This window comes from Lactococcus sp. LG1267 (assembly GCF_017309545.1).
GTDB classification, from domain to species: domain Bacteria; phylum Bacillota; class Bacilli; order Lactobacillales; family Streptococcaceae; genus Lactococcus; species Lactococcus petauri.
In genome coordinates, this window is record NZ_CP071295.1 from 66,238 (window position 1) to 88,564 (window position 22,327).

The following is a 22,327-nucleotide window of genomic DNA, read 5'->3' on the forward strand; positions in this document are numbered from 1 at the left end:
TATTTAATCTAAAGCCTTAATTTCCAAAATCATGTCTCGTAACTGCGCAGCTGATTCAAAGTCAAGCGCTCCTGCAGCTTCCGCCATTTCTTTCTCCAGCTTTTTAAGTAATGCTTTACGTTCTTTTTTCGTCATTGCTTCAGCTGAAATTTCTTCAACTTCTCCACTTTCGGTACGTTTCGTAATTGAAATCAGATCACGAATTTCTTTCTTAATGGTTTGTGGCACAATCCCATGTTTTTCATTATATGCCATTTGAACTTCACGACGACGACTCGTTTCATCCATTGCACGTTGCATAGACTGTGTAATATTATCACCATACATGATGACACGTCCATTAGAATTACGTGCAGCACGTCCGATGGTTTGAATCAAGCCACGCTCATTACGTAAGAAACCTTCCTTATCCGCATCCAAAATAGCAACCAGAGAAACTTCTGGCACATCAATCCCCTCACGTAAAAGATTAATACCCACTAATACATCAAAAACACCCAATCTCAAGTCACGAATAATTTCTGTTCGCTCCAAAGTTTTGATATCACTGTGCATGTACTTAACTTTTACACCCATTTCTTTGAAATAGGAAGTTAAATCTTCAGCCATCTTTTTCGTCAAGGTTGTTACAAAAACACGTTCATCTTTTTCAACACGCGCATTGATTTCTCCTAAGAGATCGTCAATTTGCCCCATCATTGGCCGAACTTCCACGATAGGATCGAGAAGACCTGTAGGACGTATAATTTGCTCCACGATTGTCTCTGTTTGCTCCATTTCATAGTCACCAGGTGTGGCAGAAACATAGACAATTTGATGCACATGACTTTCAAACTCTTCCCGACGAAGCGGACGGTTATCCAAGGCTGAAGGCAGACGGAAACCATAATTAACCAGCATATCTTTACGCGCCCGGTCACCATTATACATTCCCTTTACTTGTCCCATCGTCATGTGGCTTTCGTCAATCATAATCATGAAATCATCAGGGAAGAAATCAAGTAAAGTGAAAGGTGGTTCCCCTTCGGTACGGCCGTCCATATGACGCGAGTAGTTTTCGACACCATTACAATAGCCCATCTCACGTAGCATTTCAATATCGTAGTTGGTTCTTTGTTCCAAACGTTGCGCTTCAAGGAGCTTCCCTTCACTACGGAAGACCTTTAATTGCTGTTGAAGTTCTGCTTCAATCTTGGCAATGGACTCTTCCATACGGTCGTCATTAGTCATAAAGTGAGTAGCCGGGAATATAGCAAGATGGTCTACTTCGCCTAAAACTTGTCCTGTCAGGGCTTCTATTTCACGGATCCGGTCAATTTCATCACCAAAAAATTCAACACGAAAAGCATGCTCATCTCGTGATGCTGGGAATACTTCCACAACATCACCACGTACACGAAAACGACCACGTTGAAAATCGATATCATTACGTTCAAACTGGATGCCCACTAAATCGTTGAGTAATTTATCACGAGAAATTTCCAGTCCAGGACGTAAGCTGACGACGCTATCTTGATATTCCTTAGGAGAACCCAAACCATAAATACATGAAACAGAAGCAACGACAATGACATCATTACGCTCTAAAAGGGAACTTGTTGCACTATGACGTAGTTTATCAATCTCATCATTGACAGAACTGTCTTTTTCAATATAAGTATCTGAAGAAGGCACATAAGCTTCAGGTTGGTAATAATCATAGTAACTGACAAAATATTCGACAGCATTATTAGGGAAAAACTCTTTGAATTCACTGTAAAGCTGACCCGCAAGTGTCTTATTATGTGCCATAACTAAGGTAGGTTTATTTGTCCGCGCAATAACTTGGCTCATGGTATATGTTTTACCTGTACCAGTAGCCCCCCGTAAAATTTGCGCTTTTTCACCATTTTCAATATTTTCTACAAGCGTCTCAATAGCTTGTCCTTGATCTCCAGCTGGTTCATACTTGCTGACCAGATCAAATTTATTATCTGTTATACGTTCTATCATTTTATTTCCTTAAATTCTTTTTTAAAATAAGCGAGGGCCTTTCGGTATACATCGGCTTTGAAACTAAATGTATTAAAATCAATATCTGCAAAAGGCACAGCCTTATAGCTGATAAACTCAGGATGACCAGTTTTTACATTTATAGAAGCCTCGGGATAAAGTCGGATAAGAAAATACTGTTGTTCTTGCCCATCATATCTCCAATCAGGAAAAGTCATACCTTCTGGAAAGTCATAACGTAAAAGTTCTGGATATTTCCCTATAATTTCAAAATCTTGCGTACCAATCTCTTCTTCAAGTTCTCTTACCACGGCTTGTTCAGGGGTTTCACTTGTCTCAATTCCTCCTTGTGGGAAACCCCAAATTTGTGGCAAATCTGCACGTTGAAAGAGTAAAATTTCATTTTCTGCATTCAAAATGATTGCTGCTGTATTTTTTCTATAAGTTTTCATTTCTGCCCCCTTATAAACCTTCTCTTTAATCAATTTTAACATTTTTGACTGAAAATTTATGATATAATTAACTAATAGTAATAATATATCAAGGAAGTAAAAAAATGTCTGTACAAGAAAAATTAATCAAAGCAAGTCATATGATTAGCATGGACGATATTGTCCGTGAAGGAAACGAAACGCTACGTACTGTTGCTGATGAAGTAAGCTTACCCTTGTCTGATGAAGATATCATTCTAGGCGAAAAAATGATGGAATTTCTCCGTAATTCACAAAATCCAGCAATGGCGGAAAAAATGCAGCTCCGTCCAGGTGTTGGTTTAGCAGCCAATCAACTCGATATTGCCAAAAAAATTATCGCTGTCCTTATCCCTAACGATCCAGAAGTAGATGAAAATGGTAATGAAGTTGCACCTAAAGAAGCTTATAAGTTGGCAGAAATCATGTATAATGCTAAAATTGTAAGTCACTCTGTTCAAGATGCAGCTATTGAGTCTGGTGAAGGTTGTCTTTCTGTCGATCGTGAAGTCCCTGGTCTGGTTATCCGTCACGCGCGTGTAACTGTAGAATACTATGACAAAAATGGTGAGAAACACAAGATTCGTCTGAAAGATTTCCCTTCAATGTGTGTCCAACATGAGATCGACCATACAAATGGTATAATGTTCTACGATCACATCAATGAAAAAGAACCTTGGGCTGTCAAAGATGGACTTCTGATTGTCCAATAATTTCCCCCAATAAAAAAGAATAAGTCTAAAAAGCTTATTCTTTTTTATTTTAATAATTTTTCAAGTTTCCTTTTTCTTATCCTATAGTCTTGAACATTAAGGATAATTGTTATTATGAGGTAAACAGGGTAAAAAAGGAAAATATATGAGGGGGAGAGCGATTATTATCACAAATCCACTAATTGCTCCAATAAAATAATTATTGACTTGATTAAAGGCTGTGTATTTTGAAGACGTTTCTTGATCATATTTCCGAGCCATATCTTCTTCATTTAAAATTCTCCAGAGCATAAATATTCCCCCTAAAAGTATTTTTAGTTATTTATTAGCACGAAAAATATAAGGAATATGCACCAAAGATAAAGTTTTTTCATTAACCAATTCTTCTCAGATTTAAAAATTCATAAGCTTCTAAAAGCCAAGGATGAATAACTTTTATATCGTGTTTCAAAATATAATCAATATAAGCAAAGGCTGCTGCTTCAAAAGAATAATTTAGCGCCTGAGTGATTTCCTTTGGATAAGGAGGTTGTCCTTCTTGATCCCATCTTATTTTGTCAGCCACAAATAAAACTAAATCAACCTTTGAAAATTTTTTCTTCAAGGTAGTATGGTGGGACAAATAGCAGAAATATCATGTAAGTATCCTGCTATTTTTACTTGCTCTCTTTCTGCTTCTTTTAGAAATGCATGCCCTATTTCTTCAGCATTGTCACCAACAGTTATGCAATGGTTATATGTTGCATAACATTCCTTTTCTAATAAAAAAGTTTTTATCTCTTGTTTAAGTTGATTTGTATTTTTCATATTTACCTTACTTTAACAAAACAAGATAAGACCATCAACCGGTCTTATCTTGTTTTTATTTCTCTTCATCTTCATTATCAGATGTATCCGCTGTGTCTTTTACTTCTTCAGGCTTATTCACAATAACAATCTTATCATCAACCAAGTCTGCAAGTAATTCTTTATACTCAGGATGCTCGATATAAAAATCAGCAATAGCATCCTCGATATTATCCTGGATGGTACGACGTAATGGGCGTGCTCCCATTTTCGGATCGTAGCCCAGATCAACGAGTTTTTCTTTAACCGCCTGTGTGACGTCAAGATGAATATCATTTTGAGCGATTTGAGCATTTACTTCATCCAACATTAAATCTACAATCTTAAGCAAGTTTTCTTTGCTCAATGCTGAGAATTCAATGATAGCATCAAAACGGTTCATGAATTCTGGACTGAAGAAATTACCCAACTCTCCAAGCACTGAATTCGTACGTCCTTCACGTGCAGCGCCAAAACCAACACTTGCTTCAACCTTACCTGTACCAGCATTCGATGTCATAATGATGATGGCATCTTTGAAGGAAACTGTACGACCTTGCGCATCTGTCAAACGCCCGTCATCAAGAATTTGCAAGAACATATGCATTACATCCGGGTGAGCTTTCTCAATCTCATCCAATAAAATTAAGCTGTATGGGTTACGGCGCACACGTTCTGTCAACTGACCTGCTTCTTCATACCCCACATATCCTGGAGGAGCACCAATCAACTTAGCCACACTATGTTTTTCCATGTATTCCGACATGTCAAAGCGAATCATGCTATCTCTTGAGCCAAAAAGCTCATAAGCCAATTGTTTTGCAAGTTCGGTCTTCCCTACACCAGTAGGTCCAACAAAGAGGAATGAACCGATAGGACGATTAGGCTTTCCAAGTCCGACACGCGAACGACGCACAGCTTTAGAAATTTTATCAATCGCTTCATCTTGCCCGATAACATGTTCTTTCAAGTCTTCAGCTAGATTAATGAGCTGTGTTTGTTCTTTTTCTTTCAAATCACCTACAGGTATATGTGTCTTTTCTTCAACAATTGCTTCAATATCTTTTTCTGTGATATTTGGCATGTCAGTATCTGAGATTTCATGACTTTGAAGCTCACGAAGCTTAGCGATTTGATCACGGAAATGGGCCGCTTTCTCAAAATCTTCACGTTGCATGGCTTCGTTTTTTTGCACCTCTGCTTGCTCAATACGTTTCTTTATGTCCTCAGGATCAACAAATTTGAGTGTCAGATTCTTTTTCGAACCCGCTTCGTCCAGCAAGTCAATTGCTTTATCGGGAAGGAAACGGTCCTGAATATAACGGTTAGACAGATTTGCAGCAGCTAAGATTGCTTCATCTGAGTATTTTACATGATGATAATCTTCATAACGTTTTTGAATACCACGTAAGATTGTGATAGTCTCATCTACAGAAGGTTCATCAACTTTAACAGGTTGCATCCGGCGCTCAAGCGCTGCATCTTTTTCAATAATTCGATATTCATTGAGGGTTGTTGCTCCAACAAGTTGGAGTTCTCCACGCGCTAAAGCCGGTTTAAGGATATTTCCAGCATCCATATTTCCTTCCCCAGCAGAGCCTGCGCCCACAATCTCATGAATTTCATCAATGAAGAGGATAACGTCATCACGTTTACGAATCTCTTCCATCAGTTTTTGCATACGCTCTTCAAATTGCCCGCGCACACCAGTACCTTGGACGAGACTGACAACATCAAGACGAATAACTTCTTTATTTTGTAGTTTTTGTGGTACATCACCATCAACTATTTTTTGGGCTAAGCCTTCAACAACTGCTGTTTTACCAACACCAGGTTCACCAATAAGAACAGGATTATTTTTTGTTCGACGATTCAAAATTTCGATAACACGTGTAATTTCAGAATCTCGTCCAATAACAGGATCTATTTCTCCACGACGTGCAGCATCAGTAATGTTGACTCCGAATTCTTCAAGAAGTCCTTTAGGTGCTTGACTTCCCCGAGGGTTTTGTGGACCTCCTGGACCTCGACCACCCGCTTGTGTTGGAGGTGTCATTGTCCGACCTTGATCATTACCATGTAAGGCTTGGAAAATATCTGGAAATGGATTAAAGGGATCATCATTATTCGAAATATTTGTAGCTCCAGCAAACAAGCTTTCTTGACCACCTGATTTCATAATTTGATAACAATTTTGGCATAGATCCACTTGCTTACGCTGGCCATTCACATTTGTATAAAGGTGAATTGTCGCTTCGTTTATTTTACAATTTTGGCAGAGCATCTCTTCCTCCTTTGTGGTTACGTCTTTTCTTTATTTTAACTTATTTTTTTAGAATTAAAGAATCATGTCTGGCTTCTTTTATTTAAAGTTTGACCTTTTTTGACCTTTAATAATTTTTATTATATCACTTCTCTCAAATTTATCAAATCTTTTGTACTATATTCTTTTTCAATTATAAGAAAAAACTCTTCGACATCTGTCGAGAGAGTTTTTTATATTACATAAAGTCACGCAATGGTTTGCTACGACGAGGATGACGTAACTTTTTAATCGCTTTCGCTTCAATTTGACGAATACGTTCACGTGTCACTTTAAATTGTTTACCAACATCTTCAAGTGTGTGCATACGTCCATCATCAAGTCCAAAACGCATACGCAATACGTTTTCTTCGCGGTCCGTTAAGGTATCCATAACTTCATCAAGCTGTTCACGAAGCAAGATACGGTTGGTATAGTCTACCGGACTTTCAATCACATCATCTTCAATGAAATCTCCAAGGTGTGAATCGTCTTCCTCACCAATAGGTGTTTCCAATGATACAGGTTCCTGCGCAATTTTTAAGACTTCACGAACTTTATCAGGTGTCATGTGCAATTCTTTACCAATTTCTTCTGGTAAAGGATCACGACCTAATTCTTGTAAAAGATTACGTTGTACACGGATTAACTTATTGATTGTTTCGACCATGTGGACAGGAATACGAATTGTACGTGCTTGGTCAGCAATCGCACGTGTGATTGCTTGACGAATCCACCAGGTCGCATAAGTTGAGAATTTGAAACCTTTCGTATGGTCAAATTTGTCCACAGCTTTCATAAGTCCCATGTTTCCTTCTTGGATCAAATCCAGGAATTGCATCCCTCGTCCAGAATAACGCTTTGCAATTGAAACAACCAAACGTAAATTGGCTTCCGCAAGCATTTGTTTGGCAAATTCTGCTTCATCACCACCTGCCACGATAGCTTCCGCAAGTTTTGTTTCTTCTTCAAGCGAAATCAATGGATAACGTCCGATTTCCTTAAGATACATACGGACAGGATCATCAATACGGACATTTGTCACGATTTCATCCATTGCATTATCATCAAGCTTTTCTTCTTCTTCGGCTTGTAAAGCTAACGGACTAGGATTTCCTTCTTTATCAACAATAGAAATACCTGCATCTTGGATTTGTTGAAGCAAATCTTCGATAGCTTCGGCTTCCAAACCAAACTTCACCACAAGCTCATCTGTAATTTCATCATCTAAAGCTTCTTCGAGAGGTTTACGTTTTGTAATATAAGCTGCTACTGCTTTATCAAAAGCCTTATTGTCAAAAGTATCCGAATCTTTAATATCGATTTTCTTGGCCGCTTTTTCTTTAACAGAAGTTACATGTTTAGAACCTTTTTCTTTTAACTCTTCCACATCAACTTTTTCAACAATAATTGGTTTAAAATCCATTGCCGCAAGGAGTTTTGCTTCTTCAGCTTCAAAAATAGAACTTGAATGCGATTTAACCGCCATACCAAGCTCTTGTGCTTTTGCGATTAAAGCTTTGTTAGTGATTCCAGTTTCTTTTGCAATTTGACTGATTCTTTTTTTATTATTACTTGCCAATTTAATCCTCCCCAATGAACAATATAAGCAATAGCTTATATTTTTTTCTTCTGATTAATGATTTGGATTGTGAGTTCCAGCTCACGTTCCTTGTTGCCTACTTTTTGGGCATTCTCTAGTTGTTTTTGCAATTCACTAAACTTTATTTGCTCCATTTCCTTTGCAAAAACGGCCACCAAATCTTCGAGCTCCTGACTACTTGTCTCATCTGGCAAATCAAGACTTAGGATTTGATAAAATAAATTTTTCTCATCGGCATCTAATGAGGTGCCAAAGTGAGAAGGATCAATTTCTTCAAAACTCATAACCTCAAGTATGATTTTATCAAAAAGCTTCTGGTAACGCTGATGGACAAAGCGAAAAGTTTCATCCTCCGCAAATTTTTGAAGAATACTTTGATGATAAATCATGCGATTCAACAGTTGTTCCTCTGCCCGTTCACTTCGTGATAAACTTGGAAGTTGCGGCTGTTGTACAGTTTTAGCAGCCTCTTGACCAGAAGGAAAATCACCATAATAATCTTGCTCCGTTGCAATAAAACCAGAATCAGGATAATTCGAAAAATCTTCTTCCGAAAAGCTCCCAAAACTCTCTTCAAAATTTCCCGCTTCTGCCCTTGATTTAAGGACGTTTTCACGCTTTAAATTGACAGATTGCTCTACTTGATTATACTCGAAATCAGGTAAAATCTCAACTAATTTTCTTATAAAAGCATCCTGTGCTGTAATTGACGAAACCCTTGCAATAACAGGCGCCATTTGCTCAATAAAATCCAATTGATTTTGCAGATTTGAAAGGTTTTCAGGTTTCAAATAATCAATCAGAAATTCTGTCGGTTGTATCCTGCTGTTTTCCATCAGACCAGCTAATGATTCTAAAGAATATTTTTTACTGTAATCATCTGGATCCAAGCCTTCTGGAACACGAACAATCTGTGTCTTCTCTTCACCAATCAAATCAATTGCTTTATATATTGCATTTTGACCTGCCTGATCGCCATCATAGATAAGAACATAATTTTTAGCTATTTTTTTTAAACGCTTTACGTGTTTATCAGTTAAGGCAGTTCCCATGGTCGCCACAACATTATATACACCCGCTTTATAAGCTGCAATAACATCCATGAAACCTTCCATCAAGTAAACTTCACGTGTTTTGGAAATAACTGGTTTTGCTCTATCCAAATTATAAAGCTCGTAAGATTTATCAAAGATTTTTGTTGCACTTGTATTAATATACTTTGCCTTACTTGTATCATTTTCTTGCCATTTTCGGCCTGAAAATCCCACAACATGCCCGTACTCATTTTTGAGTGGAAACATAATTCTGTTTTGAAAAGCATCAAAAACCTTGTTACTTGAAAAGTTGAAAAGCCCGGAATTCGCTTGAACACCTTCATCAAATTTTCCAGAGAGATTTTTAAAAATAAAATCGTTTTCGTCTGGTGCTAAGCCGATATTAAACTGCTTGATAATCTCAGAAGTAATCCCACGTTTTTCTAAATAAAGCCGAGCTTTTTCACCAATTTCTGTCGAAGTCAAAACAATGTTATAAAGCCGTGCAGCTTGATTGTTTATATCATAAAGCATTGCATGAGGATTATCTTTTTCTGCAGTAGAATCATTATCAATATTTAAGGTAATTCCAGCAAAACTCGCAACATCTTTTACTGCATCCACAAAACCAACTTGTTTATAATCTTTTATAAAATCAATAACATCGCCAGATTTTCCGCAACCAAAACAGTGATAAAACCCTTTATCAGCATTGACATTAAAGCTTGGTGTTTTTTCCCCATGAAAAGGACATAGCCCTAAATAATTCTTTCCAGACTTAGTGAGAGGCACATATTGTGAAATTAAATCAGCAATATTTACCTGATTTTTTAACTCGGTTACTTCTTCGTTCGTAAGAAAAGCCATATAACCCCCTCTCATCTTAAACATTCTACATAAAGCATAAAAAACGACTATTCAACAATAGTCGTTGTACGGAAGGGGAGTAAGGGATTCGAACCCTCGCGCCGGTTTCCCGACCTAACGATTTAGCAAACCGTCCTCTTCAGCCTCTTGAGTAACTCCCCACCAGTTATTCACAATATATAGATATTATAAACATCTATGGGAACACGAGGATTTGAACCTCGGACCCCTGCGTTATCAACACAGTGCTCTAACCAACTGAGCTATGCTCCCAAATTATTAAAAAATCTTCTATATCCCAGAAAATTTTTAAGCGGGTGATGAGAATCGAACTCACAACATCAGCTTGGAAGGCTGAGGTTTTACCACTAAACTACACCCGCAAATGGCGCGAGACGGAATCGAACCGCCGACACATGGAGCTTCAATCCATTGCTCTACCAACTGAGCTACCGAGCCAAAGGAAAGGAGGATGTGGGATTCGAACCCACGCACGGTTTTACCCGCCTGACGGTTTTCAAGACCGTTCCCTTCAGCCGGACTTGGGTAATCCTCCAAAAAGTGGATCTTGTTGGATTCGAACCAACGACCGCTCGGTTATGAGCCGAGAGCTCTAACCAACTGAGCTAAAGATCCAGCTGTAAAATATAATAGCGGCGAAGGGGATCGAACCCCCGACCTCTCGGGTATGAACCGAACGCTCTAGCCAGCTGAGCTACACCGCCAAAAATTTCTGATAGAATAATCTATCAATCGGGAAGACAGGATTCGAACCTGCGACACCTTGGTCCCAAACCAAGTACTCTACCAAGCTGAGCTACTTCCCGAGATAAAGTTCATTATCATCATGATTTCATTCAGAAATCAATGCACCCGGCAGGATTCGAACCTGCAACCGCCTGATTCGTAGTCAGGTACTCTATCCAGTTGAGCCACGGGTGCATAATATTTAATTTTAAAGCGAACGACGAGATTCGAACTCGCGACCCCAACCATGGCAAGGTTGTGTTCTACCCCTGAACTACGTTCGCAACGCTTAAAGAAAGAAAAACTTTCTAAATACCTCTAGCTGCACTACACTAGGTCCAACAGTTAAAGGAATGCCGACTACATGATTCGAACACGCGACCCTCTGATTACAAATCAGATGCTCTACCAACTGAGCTAAGTCGGCTATAAAAGAAATGCGGATGAAGGGACTTGAACCCCCACGCCCTAAAGCACTAGAACCTAAATCTAGCGTGTCTGCCAATTTCACCACATCCGCTTGACAAGTTCTTTTACGCTTTATACCTCAACCTATTGTTAAAGTATGACCCGTGCTGGGCTCGAACCAGCGACCCTTTGATTAAAAGTCAAATGCTCTACCAACTGAGCTAACGAGTCTATTTCTTTTATTACCTTTCAAGTCTATCTACTTGAAACGGTTCCGACGGGAATCGAACCCGCGATCTTCGCCGTGACAGGGCGACGTGATAACCGCTACACTACGGAACCTATGGGAGTTAACGGGATCGAACCGCTGACCCTCTGCTTGTAAGGCAGATGCTCTCCCAGCTGAGCTAAACTCCCAATCACTTGGCATTTACCCTATCTCGCAGGGGGCAACCCCCAACTACTTCCGGCGTAATAGGACTTAACTTCTGTGTTCGACATGGGAACAGGTGTATCTCCTATGCAATGAATACCAAATCATGGTCTAGTGCTTTTAGAGACGTTTTGACCTGTAGAAAATTAGGAAGTTGTGGTTCTGCGTCACACGCAGGTTCTCAACTTATCTATTTTCATAAGGTCAGGCTCTAAAAGCCTAAAGTTGAATGTATTGAACACTCAAAACTAAATAACAATCTCTTGATAAATAAGTAAAGCTGAACTCATATGTTCTATTACTTGGTAAAGTCCTCGAGCTATTAGTACTGGTCCGCTCCATCCCTCGCAGGACTTCCACTTCCAGCCTATCAACCTGATCATCTCTCAGGGCTCTTAATTCATAAAGAATGGGAAATCTCATCTTGAGGTGGGCTTCGCACTTAGATGCTTTCAGCGCTTATCCCTTCCCTACATAGCTACCCAGCGGTGCTCCTGGCGGAACAACTGGTACACCAGCGGTAAGTCCACCCCGGTCCTCTCGTACTAAGGGCAGATCCTCTCAAATTTCCTACGCCCGCGACGGATAGGGACCGAACTGTCTCACGACGTTCTGAACCCAGCTCGCGTGCCGCTTTAATGGGCGAACAGCCCAACCCTTGGGACCGACTACAGCCCCAGGATGCGACGAGCCGACATCGAGGTGCCAAACCTCCCCGTCGATGTGAACTCTTGGGGGAGATAAGCCTGTTATCCCCAGGGTAGCTTTTATCCGTTGAGCGATGGCCCTTCCATGCGGTACCACCGGATCACTAAGCCCTAGTTTCCTACCTGCTCGAGTTGTAGCTCTCGCAGTCAAGCTCCCTTATACCTTTACACTCTACACATGATTTCCAACCATGTTGAGGGAACCTTTGGGCGCCTCCGTTACTCTTTAGGAGGCGACCGCCCCAGTCAAACTGCCCGACAGACACTGTCTCCCACGCCGATTATGCGTGTGGGTTAGAGCAACCATGAAGCAAGGGTAGTATCCCAACAGCGACTCACTTGAAACTAGCGTCCCAAGGTCAAAGTCTCCTACCTATCCTGTACATGCTTCACAGGTACTCAATATCAATCTGCAGTAAAGCTCCATGGGGTCTTTCCGTCCTGTCGCGGGTAACCTGCATCTTCACAGGTACTAAAATTTCACCGAGTCTCTCGTTGAGACAGTATCCAAATCATTACGCCTTTCGTGCGGGTCGGAACTTACCCGACAAGGAATTTCGCTACCTTAGGACCGTTATAGTTACGGCCGCCGTTTACTGGGGCTTCAATTCAGAGCTTCGCCTAAGCTAACCCCTCCTCTTAACCTTCCAGCACCGGGCAGGCGTCACCCCCTATACATCACCTTGCGGTTTAGCAGAGAGCTGTGTTTTTGATAAACAGTTGCTTGGATCTTTTCACTGCGGCTGTATTTCTACAGCACCCCTTCTCCCGAAGTTACGGGGTCATTTTGCCGAGTTCCTTAACGAGAGTTCTCTCGATCACCTGAGGCTACTCGCCTCGACTACCTGTGTCGGTTTGCGGTACGGGTAGTATTGAATTAAACGCTAGAAGATTTTCTTGGCAGTGTGACATCAAGGGCTTCGCAACCGTAGTTGCTTCCCCATCACAGCTCAATGTTAAAGGAAAATGCATTTGACACATTCCACACCTCACTGCTTAGACCAGAATCCATTAACTGGCTCCCTTTAGCCTACTGCGTCCCTCCATCACTAACAATACTAGTACAGGAATATCAACCTGTTGTCCATCGACTACGCCTTTCGGCCTCGCCTTAGGTCCCGACTAACCCAGGGCGGACGAGCCTTCCCCTGGAAACCTTAGTCTTACGGTGGATAAGATTCTCACTTATCTTGCGCTACTCATACCGGCATTCTCACTTGTAATCGCTCCAGCACCCCTCACGGTATACCTTCATCGCTGATTACAACGCTCTCCTACCATTTAATTAATATTAAATCCACAGCTTCGGTAATATGTTTAGCCCCGGTACATTTTCGGCGCAGGGTCACTCGACTAGTGAGCTATTACGCACTCTTTGAATGATAGCTGCTTCTGAGCTAACATCCTAGTTGTCTGTGCAACCCCACATCCTTTTCCACTTAACATATATTTTGGGACCTTAGCTGGTGGTCTGGGCTGTTTCCCTTTCGACTACGGATCTTAGCACTCGCAGTCTGACTGCCGCACATGTGTATTAGCATTCGGAGTTTATCTGAAATTGGTAACCCGAGATGGGCCCCTCATCCAAACAGTGCTCTACCTCCAATACACTTAAATTGCGACGCTAGCCCTAAAGCTATTTCGGAGAGAACCAGCTATCTCCCAGTTCGTTTGGAATTTCTCCGCTATCCACAAGTCATCCAAACACTTTTCAACGTGTCCTGGTTCGGTCCTCCAGTGCGTCTTACCGCACCTTCAACCTGCTCATGGATAGGTCACTAGGTTTCGGGTCTACATCATGATACTAAAGCGCCCTATTCAGACTCGCTTTCGCTACGGCTCCGCCTCTTCAGCTTAACCTCGCATCATAACGTAACTCGCCGGTTCATTCTACAAAAGGCACGCTCTCACCCATTGACGGGCTCGAACTTCTTGTAGGCACACGGTTTCAGGTGCTATTTCACTCCCCTCCCGGGGTTCTTTTCACCTTTCCCTCACGGTACTGGTTCACTATCGGTCATTAAGGAGTATTTAGGCTTGGGAGATGGTCCTCCCGGATTCAAACTGGATTTCGCGTGTCCAGCCCTACTCAGGATACTGCTAGGTATAAAGTCTATTTAAAATACGAGGCTATTACTCTCTTTGGCTTACCTTCCCAGGTAATTCTTCTATAGACTTTAAGTCCACGTTGCAGTCCTACAACCCCAAGAAGCAAGCTTCTTGGTTTGGCCTGTTTCCCGTTCGCTCGCCGCTACTTAGGAAATCGTTTTTACTTTCTCTTCCTGCAGGTACTTAGATGTTTCAGTTCTCTGCGTTACCTTCTCGTAAGCTATGTATTCACTTACGGATACTATGCATAACATAGTGGGTTTCCCCATTCGGAGACCTAGGGATCAATGCGTACTTACTGCTCCCCCTAGAATATCGTCGTTAGTCACGTCCTTCTTCGGCTCTTAATGCCAAGGCATCCACCGTGCGCCCTTATTAACTTTGCCATTAAAACAAGTATAAGTTTTTTCGAACTATTTAAAATAATTCGCAGCTTTACAGAAATGTTTTACCATTTCTCGGTTTATTTATCGTTATAAGATATTGTTATTTAGTTTTCAATGATCAATTCCTATTTTAACGTCTTCGTTGACAAGACACTTTCGTATCTTATGGAGCCTAGCGGGATCGAACCGCTGACCTCCTGCGTGCAAAGCAGGCGCTCTCCCAGCTGAGCTAAGGCCCCTTCTCTCAACGCAATCTTCTCTATCTTGCATCAAAAGACTGCTTGTTTGGTCTTTATAGACCCCTCAAAACTGAATAAAGTAGAACAACATCTTTTTTTATATTCCTTAGAAAGGAGGTGATCCAGCCGCACCTTCCGATACGGCTACCTTGTTACGACTTCACCCCAGTCATCGGTCTTACCTTAGGAAGCGCCCTCCTTGCGGTTAGGCAACCTACTTTGGGTACTCCCAACTTCCGTGGTGTGACGGGCGGTGTGTACAAGGCCCGGGAACGTATTCACCGCGGCGTGCTGATCCGCGATTACTAGCGATTCCGACTTCATGCAGGCGAGTTGCAGCCTGCAATCCGAACTGAGAATGGTTTTAAGAGATTAGCGCACCCTCGCGGGTTGGCGACTCGTTGTACCATCCATTGTAGCACGTGTGTAGCCCAGGTCATAAGGGGCATGATGATTTGACGTCATCCCCACCTTCCTCCGGTTTATCACCGGCAGTCTCACTAGAGTGCCCAACTTAATGATGGCAACTAGTAATAAGGGTTGCGCTCGTTGCGGGACTTAACCCAACATCTCACGACACGAGCTGACGACAACCATGCACCACCTGTATCCCGTGTCCCGAAGGAACTCCTTATCTCTAAGGATAGCACGAGTATGTCAAGACCTGGTAAGGTTCTTCGCGTTGCTTCGAATTAAACCACATGCTCCACCGCTTGTGCGGGCCCCCGTCAATTCCTTTGAGTTTCAACCTTGCGGTCGTACTCCCCAGGCGGAGTGCTTAATGCGTTAGCTGCGCTACAGAGAACTTATAGCTCCCTACAGCTAGCACTCATCGTTTACGGCGTGGACTACCAGGGTATCTAATCCTGTTTGCTCCCCACGCTTTCGAGCCTCAGTGTCAGTTACAGGCCAGAGAGCCGCTTTCGCCTCCGGTGTTCCTCCATATATCTACGCATTTCACCGCTACACATGGAATTCCACTCTCCTCTCCTGCACTCAAGTCTCCCAGTTTCCAATGCACACAATGGTTGAGCCACTGCCTTTTACATCAGACTTAAGAAACCACCTGCGCTCGCTTTACGCCCAATAAATCCGGACAACGCTTGGGACCTACGTATTACCGCGGCTGCTGGCACGTAGTTAGCCGTCCCTTTCTGGTTAGATACCGTCACTTAAGTAATTTTCCACTCTACTTAACGTTCTTCTCTAACAACAGAGTTTTACGATCCGAAAACCTTCTTCACTCACGCGGCGTTGCTCGGTCAGGGTTGCCCCCATTGCCGAAGATTCCCTACTGCTGCCTCCCGTAGGAGTCTGGGCCGTGTCTCAGTCCCAGTGTGGCCGATCACCCTCTCAGGTCGGCTATGTATCATCGCCTTGGTAGTCCTTTACACTACCAACTAGCTAATACAACGCGGGATCATCAAGTAGTGAAGCAATTGCTTCTTTCAAATAAGAATCATGCGATTCTCATTGTTATGCGGTATTAGCGTTCGTTTCCAAACGTTGTCCCCCGCTACTCGGCAGATTTCCCACGCGTTACTCACCCGTTCGCCGCTCTTCATAAAAATAGCAAGCTATCTTTAATCATCGCTCGACTTGCATGTATTAGGCACGCCGCCAGCGTTCGTCCTGAGCCAGGATCAAACTCTCATTTAAATTTAGTTCATCAAATGAACTGGCTGTTGTTTTGTCTTTCATTATTGAATTGACAGTTGGTATACAAGAAGTTAACTTCTCGCATATAGTCATTCTACTTTATTCAGTTTTCAAAGGTCTATCGCTCTCGTAAGAGATACGCTCTCTCGCGACAACTATTATATTCTATCAAACTCAATTTGTTCTGTCAAGAATAAACTGTGCTTTTTCTCCCTTTTTTTTACACTCGTTCGGAAAACCCCGCCGTTGTCACGTTTAAAGACTATAAAAAAACAGACACCATTGTGTCTGGTTTCCTGTTTTTTTATCTTTTGCCTTCAAGATAAACCATCAAAATGGAAATATCGGCAGGATTTACTCCTGAAATACGACTCGCTTGGCCTAAAGTTTCAGGATTTATTTTCTTGAATTTTTGGCGTGCTTCCGTTGCGATACTGTCTAATGCATCCCAATTCATATTTTTAGGAATGCGTTTAGCTTCTAAACGGTGCATCTTTTCAACTTGTTCTTTTGCTTTTTTGATGTATCCCTCATAGGTAACTTCTGTTTCAATAAGTTCAATAACAGTTCGATCAAGTTTCTCAGAAGATTCACCGACAAATCTAACTACATCAGAATACTTCACTTCAGGACGTTTTAAAAATTCAATACCCGTCAAAGCATCTTTGATTGGCCCAAATCCCATCATCCCAAGTTTTTCTTGCGTATCGGCAAGTGGTTTAAGTTTTTCTTTATTGAGACGAGCAATCTCTGTTTGGTAAGAAGTTAGTTTATCTTGGAAAGCATCCCAGCGTTCGTCACCAACTAAGCCAATTTCTCGTCCAATAGATGTCAAACGCATATCTGCATTGTCATGGCGTAAAATCAAACGATATTCAGCACGAGAAGTCAGTAAACGGTAGGGTTCTAAAGTTCCTTTAGTCACAAGATCATCAATCATTACACCGATATATGCATCACTTCGTTTAAGGATGAGCTCTTCTTTACCTTGAACTTTAAGACTTGCATTGATTCCTGCAACCAAACCTTGTCCAGCCGCTTCTTCATAGCCAGATGTACCATTTGTTTGTCCTGCAGTGAAAAGTCCTGAAACTAGTTTCGTTTCCAGTGTTGGACGGAGCTGGTGAGGTAATACCACATCATATTCGATAGCATAGCCAGTACGCATCATTTTTGCATCTTCTAAACCAGGAATAGAACGGACCAAATCAAACTGAACATCTTCCGGTAAACTTGTGGATAAACCTTGGATGTATACTTCTTCTGTATTCCGCCCTTCTGGTTCTAAGAAAAGTTGGTGACGGGGCTTATCTGCAAAGCGTACAACTTTATCTTCTATAGAAGGACAATAACGTGGGCCGACACCTTTGACAATTCCTGAAAACATTGGAGCACGGTGCAAATTTTCTTGTATAATCTCATGTGTTGTCTTACTTGTATACGTCAGCCAACAAGGAATTTGCTCTGTAAGGTAATCTTCATCTTTTGACAAAAAGCTAAAGTGATTAGGCTTTTCATCCCCTGGTTGAATCTCTGTCGCATCGTAATTAATACTTGATGAGAGTACACGTGGCGGCGTTCCTGTTTTAAAGCGTCCAATTTCAAAGCCCAAATTGCGTAAGTTATCAGCCAAGCCGACAGAGGCTAGCGAATTGTTTGGTCCTGAGGAATATTTAAGCTCACCGATGATAATTTCACCGCGTAAAGCAGTTCCTGTAGTAACAATAACTGCTTGGGCAGCATACTTCGCCCCCGTTGTAACTTTTACGCCTGTTACTTTTCCATCATCAACCAAAATTTCTTCAACCATAGCTTGACGTAAGGTTAGATTTTCTTGATTTTCTACTGTATGCTTCATTTCTTGCGAATATAGTGCCTTGTCTGCTTGTGCACGTAAGGCACGGACAGCAGGCCCTTTACCGGTATTCAACATCTTCATCTGAATATAGGTCTTGTCAATATTTCGCCCCATTTCGCCACCTAAGGCATCAATTTCACGAACAACTATTCCTTTGGCAGAACCTCCGATTGAAGGATTACAGGGCATGAAAGCAACCATGTCGAGATTAATTGTTAATAAAAGGGTTTTGGTGCCCATACGAGCTGAAGCGAGAGCTGCTTCTACACCAGCATGTCCCGCGCCGATCACTATAACATCATATTTTTCTTGAAATTCCATAATTTCTCCATTTTTACAAAACAAAAAGCCAAAGCCAGTGAAAAATACATGCTAAAAAGCACATATCTTCCCGAGCCTTGACCATCGAGTTTTTATGATAGGACTATTTTAACTCTTTTCAAAATTTTTTTCAAGAGTATTTTCCTGTTTATTTTTAAGATATTGCTTCACCATCACGATACAAGACCAACGAAGCAAGTTCCTCTACTGTTCGTGCTGAACCTTCTGGTAGTATTCTGTCTTTTTCTCGAGATGTCGGATCATATTTGCCAGAATAAACAATCGTGCCGTTCCTTAATTTGACCGGAATAGGTGTACCTTTAGGATATATTTCGAACCGGGAACCATTTTCAGGAGCAATACCTTCCAAATACATCCACAAATAAATCTGTCCTGTTTGTTCATTTATACCTCCATATTGGAGATAAAAATCCCGTTTCTGCTTCGTCACTTTTGAATCCAAAACACGTGCTCTTCTGCCATCAATATCACTTTCATAATTAACCCAATCCCCATGAATAGTTTCAAAATTCCCCAGCTTTATTTGCTCAATATTAACTGTTTTTGCTGGGCTGTATTGGTCTGCTTTCGCAAACTCTATTGTTGGCGCGACAACAGAATGTTCATCCTGTTTCACAGCAAAAATTAAAAGAACAGCAGTAAGAACTAATGTAACGTCTGTGATAACAAGCAGTTTTTTCAAGGACAACTCCTTTCCATTTCGATTAGAATTTGATTATAAAATAATTATAACAAAATAACTTAATCTTCAATAACGTTTTACTTGGAGACTTTTTGATATTAAAAGACTTCTAGCTTAATGGCTAAAAGTCTTTTATACTTGATTATTTTTTATCCCAAAATTTATTACAAAATTTAGGAGGTAATTCTCCAGAAGATTTTCCATACGCCCAGCGTTTTTTCTCTACTGGAAGTACATGCCAATCTTCTAAAAGCATCAAACTTTGATAGCGTTGGAGATATCCTGCGCATTCTTCACACCAGATCTCATCTCCACTTCTCCAGAATGCAGCTAAAAGGTCATCTTGGCTTTTAAATTCTTTATAGCTTTTTGCCATTTTTAGCCATTCACTTTTGTACTTTTTCAAAGCTTGATAGAAGTCTTCATATTCATCTACTGATTGAATATCTTTTTGCCAGTCTTCAAAAAACCACCATGGTTCATCATAGCCTGACATTGTGATTACTCTATACATATTTCTTGTCCAGCTTCTTTTCTTTAATATACATCTCTTGTTATGTATTGTAACGAAAAAATATGCTTTTGAGAAATATTTTGCACTATTTTACAGATATGTCAATATTCTTAATGCAAAACGCAGCAAACTCCTCTAAACGTTCGGTCTTTTTAGTCAAGTGTAAGAAACCTACGACTGCTTCGAAGCCTGTAGATATACGATAAGTCACAACATCTGTATTTTTCGCTGTTGTTTTAGAGTGCGCATTTCGCCCACGTTTGAAATAAAGAAGTTCCTCTTCTGTTAGAAAGTCAACGTCTTCCATTTTACGAATTAAGGCAGCCTGTGCTTTAGCGGAAACATATTGCGTGGCTTGTCGCTGAAGTTCTCCTGGTTTAGTTAATCCTTTATCGAGGAGATAATCTCTAACGAAAACTTCATAAACAGCATCTCCGATATAGGCGAGTGCTACACCATTTAATAACTCTGCATCTTTTTTATTCACGATGCCACCTCACACCTTGAGCAGTATCTTCAAGCACAATCCCTTGTGCCTTTAATTCATCACGAATCTTATCTGCTTGAGCAAAATCTCGTGCTGCTCTTGCCGCTTGCCTTGCTTCGATTAAGTCTTCAATTTCAGCATCTAATCTTGTATCTTGATTTTCAAAACGCAAACCGAGAATTAAGAGAACATCCTCAAAGAAGGCTTTAACTTCTAATCCACCATTTCCCTTATTTACCCAAGTGATAAAGTTATAAAAAACAGTTAAACCATTCGCAATATTAAAGTCCTCATCCATTGCTGTTTCAAACTCTGCTTTGAATTTAGCAAGAACTTCTAAGTCAGCCTGACCTTCTACTTCAAGATTGCGGTAAGCATTTTCAATCTTCTTGACATTATTTTCTGCATCTTGTACGGCTTCATCTGTAAAGTTAACAGGTCGGCGATAATGAGTCGTAGCCAAGAAAAAGCGGAGAATTGTTGGACTTACTACGTCGAGCATTTCATGCACGGTTTTAAAGTTTCCTAAAGACTTAGACATTTTTTCACCGCTGACATTTACAAATCCATTGTGCATCCAGTAGTTCACAAATTTTTTACCTGTTTTAGCTTCTGATTGCGCAATTTCATTGGTATGATGAGGGAACTCCAGATCAGCTCCTCCCGCATGTATATCTAAAGTATCCCCTAAAAGATCACTGCTCATCACTGAACATTCGATGTGCCACCCTGGACGTCCTTCACCCCAAGGGCTTGACCAAGAAATTTCGTCTTTTTTCGCGGATTTCCATAAGGCAAAATCCGCTGGGCTTTCTTTACGTACTGTTTCTTCATCTGTTCGACCAGAAGCGCCTTGCAGCAGTTCTTCTAAATTTTTATTTGCGAGCTTAGCATAACCTTTTGATTTTGCAACACGAAAATAGACGTCGCCTTCGGCTTCGTAAGCGAACCCTTTATCCATTAAATCTTGAATAAAGGTAATCATCTTGTCGATATAGTTAGTTGCTCTTGGATTTACCGTTGCACGTTTAACATTGAGAGCATCTGTATCTTGATAAAATGCGGCAATATATTTGTCGGATAATTCAAGTGGTGTAAGATGTTCCTGAGAGGCTCCTTTGATAATTTTATCATCAACATCTGTAAAGTTAGAGACGTAAATCACTTCAAAGCCTCGGTATTCCATATATCTACGGATTAAATCGAAAGCAACAACAGATCGTGCATTCCCGATATGGATGTAGTTATAGACTGTTGGACCACAAACATACATCTTTATCTTATTTTCTTCGAGAGGATGGAACTCCTCGATTTTTCTTGTCATTGTATTATAGATGTGAAGCATGGTAGCTCGCCTCCCTTTTTTCTTCTATGGACGAAATTTTCTCTGAGTCTTTTTGTCCCTTAACTCGAACAACTTTTGCTGGAATACCTACTACTGTAACTTCAGGTGGGACATCACTTACGACAACAGCACCAGCACCAACTTTGGCATTTTCGCCAATTTCGATAGGACCAAGCAGCTGTGAGTGTGCTGATATTAAGGCCCCCTTACGCACCGTAGGGTGACGTTTTCCTTTATCTTTCCCTGTTCCTCCAAGGGTTACTCCGTGATAAAGTTTAACATCTGTTTCTACTATCGCTGTCTCACCGATAACCAATCCAGAACCGTGATCGATAAAAACTCCGTGGGCAATCGTTGCTCCTGGATGAATTTCGATTTGTGTCCAAAAACGCCAAAACTGTGAATTCATACGCGCCCAAAGTTTAAAGTTATGTGTCCACAGCCAATGACTAAAACGATGTGCTGCTAAAGCTTTTACTCCCGGATAAGTCAAGAGAACTTCTAGCCCAGTTCGTGCAGCAGGATCATTTTCTTTAGTGACACGGATGGCTTCCTGCCAAAAGCCTCTCTTTTTATTTTTCATATTCATTTATTATAGCAAAAAT

Annotated in this window: 12 protein-coding genes, 16 tRNA genes, 3 rRNA genes and 1 pseudogene; 1 reads left to right on the top strand and 31 read right to left on the bottom strand. The window is 41.0% G+C overall.

From position 1 onward, the window contains the following. Positions 1-3: 3 nt before the first annotated feature. Positions 4-1,992, bottom strand: coding sequence for an excinuclease ABC subunit UvrB (gene uvrB, locus J0J33_RS00325; protein WP_206887891.1), 1,989 nt, complete (start codon positions 1,990-1,992; stop codon positions 4-6). Beyond that, on the bottom strand, positions 1,989-2,444 hold the full coding sequence (locus J0J33_RS00330) for an RNA pyrophosphohydrolase (protein ID WP_019292956.1): 456 nt from the start codon (positions 2,442-2,444) through the stop codon (positions 1,989-1,991). Before J0J33_RS00330 ends, uvrB begins: the two co-directional genes overlap by 4 nt. 104 nt (positions 2,445-2,548) lie before the next feature. Here J0J33_RS00330 and def point away from each other — a divergent pair, with 104 nt between their 5' ends. Then, on the top strand, positions 2,549-3,175 hold the full coding sequence (gene def, locus J0J33_RS00335) for a peptide deformylase (protein WP_017370260.1): 627 nt from the start codon (positions 2,549-2,551) through the stop codon (positions 3,173-3,175). A 373-nt stretch (positions 3,176-3,548) separates the two neighbouring features. Here def and J0J33_RS00340 read toward each other — a convergent pair. The 29 genes and pseudogenes from J0J33_RS00340 to cysE form a co-directional block, all read right to left on the bottom strand. Next, positions 3,549-3,982 (bottom strand): annotated as a pseudogene (locus tag J0J33_RS00340) (HD domain-containing protein). A gap of 55 nt (positions 3,983-4,037) precedes the next feature. After that, positions 4,038-6,284 (bottom strand): ATP-dependent Clp protease ATP-binding subunit, encoded by a 2,247-nt coding sequence (locus tag J0J33_RS00345; RefSeq protein ID WP_206887895.1) that lies wholly within the window; start codon positions 6,282-6,284, stop codon positions 4,038-4,040. Between the two features lie 217 nt (positions 6,285-6,501). Next, the gene (gene rpoD, locus J0J33_RS00350) at positions 6,502-7,884 is read right to left on the bottom strand and encodes an RNA polymerase sigma factor RpoD (RefSeq protein ID WP_017370526.1); all 1,383 of its coding nucleotides are present in this window, start codon (positions 7,882-7,884) and stop codon (positions 6,502-6,504) included. A gap of 35 nt (positions 7,885-7,919) precedes the next feature. Beyond that, complete coding sequence (gene dnaG / locus J0J33_RS00355; RefSeq protein ID WP_206887898.1) at positions 7,920-9,806, bottom strand: DNA primase; 1,887 nt, start codon at positions 9,804-9,806, stop codon at positions 7,920-7,922. A gap of 73 nt (positions 9,807-9,879) precedes the next feature. After that, a tRNA-Ser gene (locus J0J33_RS00360) sits at positions 9,880-9,967 on the bottom strand. A 38-nt stretch (positions 9,968-10,005) separates the two neighbouring features. After that, positions 10,006-10,079: transfer RNA gene (locus tag J0J33_RS00365), tRNA-Ile, on the bottom strand. Between the two features lie 39 nt (positions 10,080-10,118). Next, positions 10,119-10,189: transfer RNA gene (locus J0J33_RS00370), tRNA-Gly, on the bottom strand. Positions 10,190-10,192: 3 nt separating this feature from the next. Continuing rightward, a tRNA-Phe gene (locus tag J0J33_RS00375) sits at positions 10,193-10,265 on the bottom strand. Positions 10,266-10,272: 7 nt separating this feature from the next. Then, a tRNA-Ser gene (locus J0J33_RS00380) sits at positions 10,273-10,362 on the bottom strand. 6 nt (positions 10,363-10,368) lie between these two features. Continuing rightward, positions 10,369-10,442: transfer RNA gene (locus J0J33_RS00385), tRNA-Ile, on the bottom strand. Between the two features lie 15 nt (positions 10,443-10,457). After that, positions 10,458-10,531: transfer RNA gene (locus J0J33_RS00390), tRNA-Met, on the bottom strand. Positions 10,532-10,559: 28 nt separating this feature from the next. Further along, positions 10,560-10,633: transfer RNA gene (locus J0J33_RS00395), tRNA-Pro, on the bottom strand. A 41-nt stretch (positions 10,634-10,674) separates the two neighbouring features. Continuing rightward, positions 10,675-10,748, bottom strand: a tRNA-Arg gene (locus J0J33_RS00400). 17 nt (positions 10,749-10,765) lie between these two features. Next, positions 10,766-10,837 (bottom strand) — tRNA-Gly (locus J0J33_RS00405). A gap of 70 nt (positions 10,838-10,907) precedes the next feature. Continuing rightward, positions 10,908-10,980, bottom strand: a tRNA-Thr gene (locus J0J33_RS00410). 11 nt (positions 10,981-10,991) lie between these two features. Continuing rightward, positions 10,992-11,073, bottom strand: a tRNA-Leu gene (locus J0J33_RS00415). Between the two features lie 46 nt (positions 11,074-11,119). Then, positions 11,120-11,192, bottom strand: a tRNA-Lys gene (locus tag J0J33_RS00420). A gap of 38 nt (positions 11,193-11,230) precedes the next feature. Continuing rightward, positions 11,231-11,303, bottom strand: a tRNA-Asp gene (locus J0J33_RS00425). Positions 11,304-11,305: 2 nt separating this feature from the next. Beyond that, positions 11,306-11,378 (bottom strand) — tRNA-Val (locus J0J33_RS00430). A gap of 4 nt (positions 11,379-11,382) precedes the next feature. Next, a 5S ribosomal RNA gene (gene rrf, locus J0J33_RS00435) occupies positions 11,383-11,498 on the bottom strand. Between the two features lie 198 nt (positions 11,499-11,696). Further along, a 23S ribosomal RNA gene (locus J0J33_RS00440) occupies positions 11,697-14,596 on the bottom strand. A gap of 166 nt (positions 14,597-14,762) precedes the next feature. Next, positions 14,763-14,835 (bottom strand) — tRNA-Ala (locus J0J33_RS00445). 110 nt (positions 14,836-14,945) lie between these two features. After that, positions 14,946-16,494 (bottom strand): 16S ribosomal RNA (locus J0J33_RS00450). Together the 16S, 23S and 5S rRNA genes with 16 tRNA genes alongside form the textbook arrangement of a ribosomal RNA operon. A gap of 304 nt (positions 16,495-16,798) precedes the next feature. Continuing rightward, entirely contained in the window at positions 16,799-18,673 is a 1,875-nt protein-coding gene (gene mnmG, locus J0J33_RS00455; RefSeq protein ID WP_206887902.1) for a tRNA uridine-5-carboxymethylaminomethyl(34) synthesis enzyme MnmG, read from the bottom strand. Positions 18,674-18,827: 154 nt separating this feature from the next. Next, on the bottom strand, positions 18,828-19,376 hold the full coding sequence (locus J0J33_RS00460) for a hypothetical protein (RefSeq protein WP_206887905.1): 549 nt from the start codon (positions 19,374-19,376) through the stop codon (positions 18,828-18,830). 142 nt (positions 19,377-19,518) lie between these two features. Then, positions 19,519-19,890 (bottom strand): DUF1033 family protein, encoded by a 372-nt coding sequence (locus J0J33_RS00465; protein ID WP_017370355.1) that lies wholly within the window; start codon positions 19,888-19,890, stop codon positions 19,519-19,521. 85 nt (positions 19,891-19,975) lie between these two features. Continuing rightward, positions 19,976-20,377 carry a Mini-ribonuclease 3 gene (locus tag J0J33_RS00470; protein WP_017370584.1) on the bottom strand — a complete coding sequence of 134 codons (402 nt, stop codon included), beginning with the start codon at positions 20,375-20,377 and terminating at the stop codon, positions 19,976-19,978. Next, on the bottom strand, positions 20,370-21,722 hold the full coding sequence (gene cysS / locus J0J33_RS00475) for a cysteine--tRNA ligase (RefSeq protein WP_206887908.1): 1,353 nt from the start codon (positions 21,720-21,722) through the stop codon (positions 20,370-20,372). Before cysS ends, J0J33_RS00470 begins: the two co-directional genes overlap by 8 nt. After that, a complete protein-coding gene (gene cysE / locus J0J33_RS00480) occupies positions 21,706-22,305 on the bottom strand; it encodes a serine O-acetyltransferase (RefSeq protein WP_003133482.1) in 600 nt (199 codons plus the stop codon). Before cysE ends, cysS begins: the two co-directional genes overlap by 17 nt. Between the last annotated feature and the right edge of the window lie 22 nt (positions 22,306-22,327).

Excerpts from the sequence above, each read along its gene's own strand:
- mnmG (WP_206887902.1), bottom strand. The coding sequence starts at position 18,673 with ATGGAATTTCAAGAAAAATATGATGTTATAGTGATCGGCGCGGGACAT.
- J0J33_RS00345 (WP_206887895.1), bottom strand. The coding sequence starts at position 6,284 with ATGCTCTGCCAAAATTGTAAAATAAACGAAGCGACAATTCACCTTTAT.
- J0J33_RS00465 (WP_017370355.1), bottom strand. The coding sequence starts at position 19,890 with ATGTATAGAGTAATCACAATGTCAGGCTATGATGAACCATGGTGGTTT.
- cysS (WP_206887908.1), bottom strand. The coding sequence starts at position 21,722 with ATGCTTCACATCTATAATACAATGACAAGAAAAATCGAGGAGTTCCAT.
- uvrB (WP_206887891.1), bottom strand. The coding sequence starts at position 1,992 with ATGATAGAACGTATAACAGATAATAAATTTGATCTGGTCAGCAAGTAT.
- cysE (WP_003133482.1), bottom strand. The coding sequence starts at position 22,305 with ATGAAAAATAAAAAGAGAGGCTTTTGGCAGGAAGCCATCCGTGTCACT.
- def (WP_017370260.1), top strand. The coding sequence starts at position 2,549 with ATGTCTGTACAAGAAAAATTAATCAAAGCAAGTCATATGATTAGCATG.
- J0J33_RS00330 (WP_019292956.1), bottom strand. The coding sequence starts at position 2,444 with ATGAAAACTTATAGAAAAAATACAGCAGCAATCATTTTGAATGCAGAA.
- dnaG (WP_206887898.1), bottom strand. The coding sequence starts at position 9,806 with ATGGCTTTTCTTACGAACGAAGAAGTAACCGAGTTAAAAAATCAGGTA.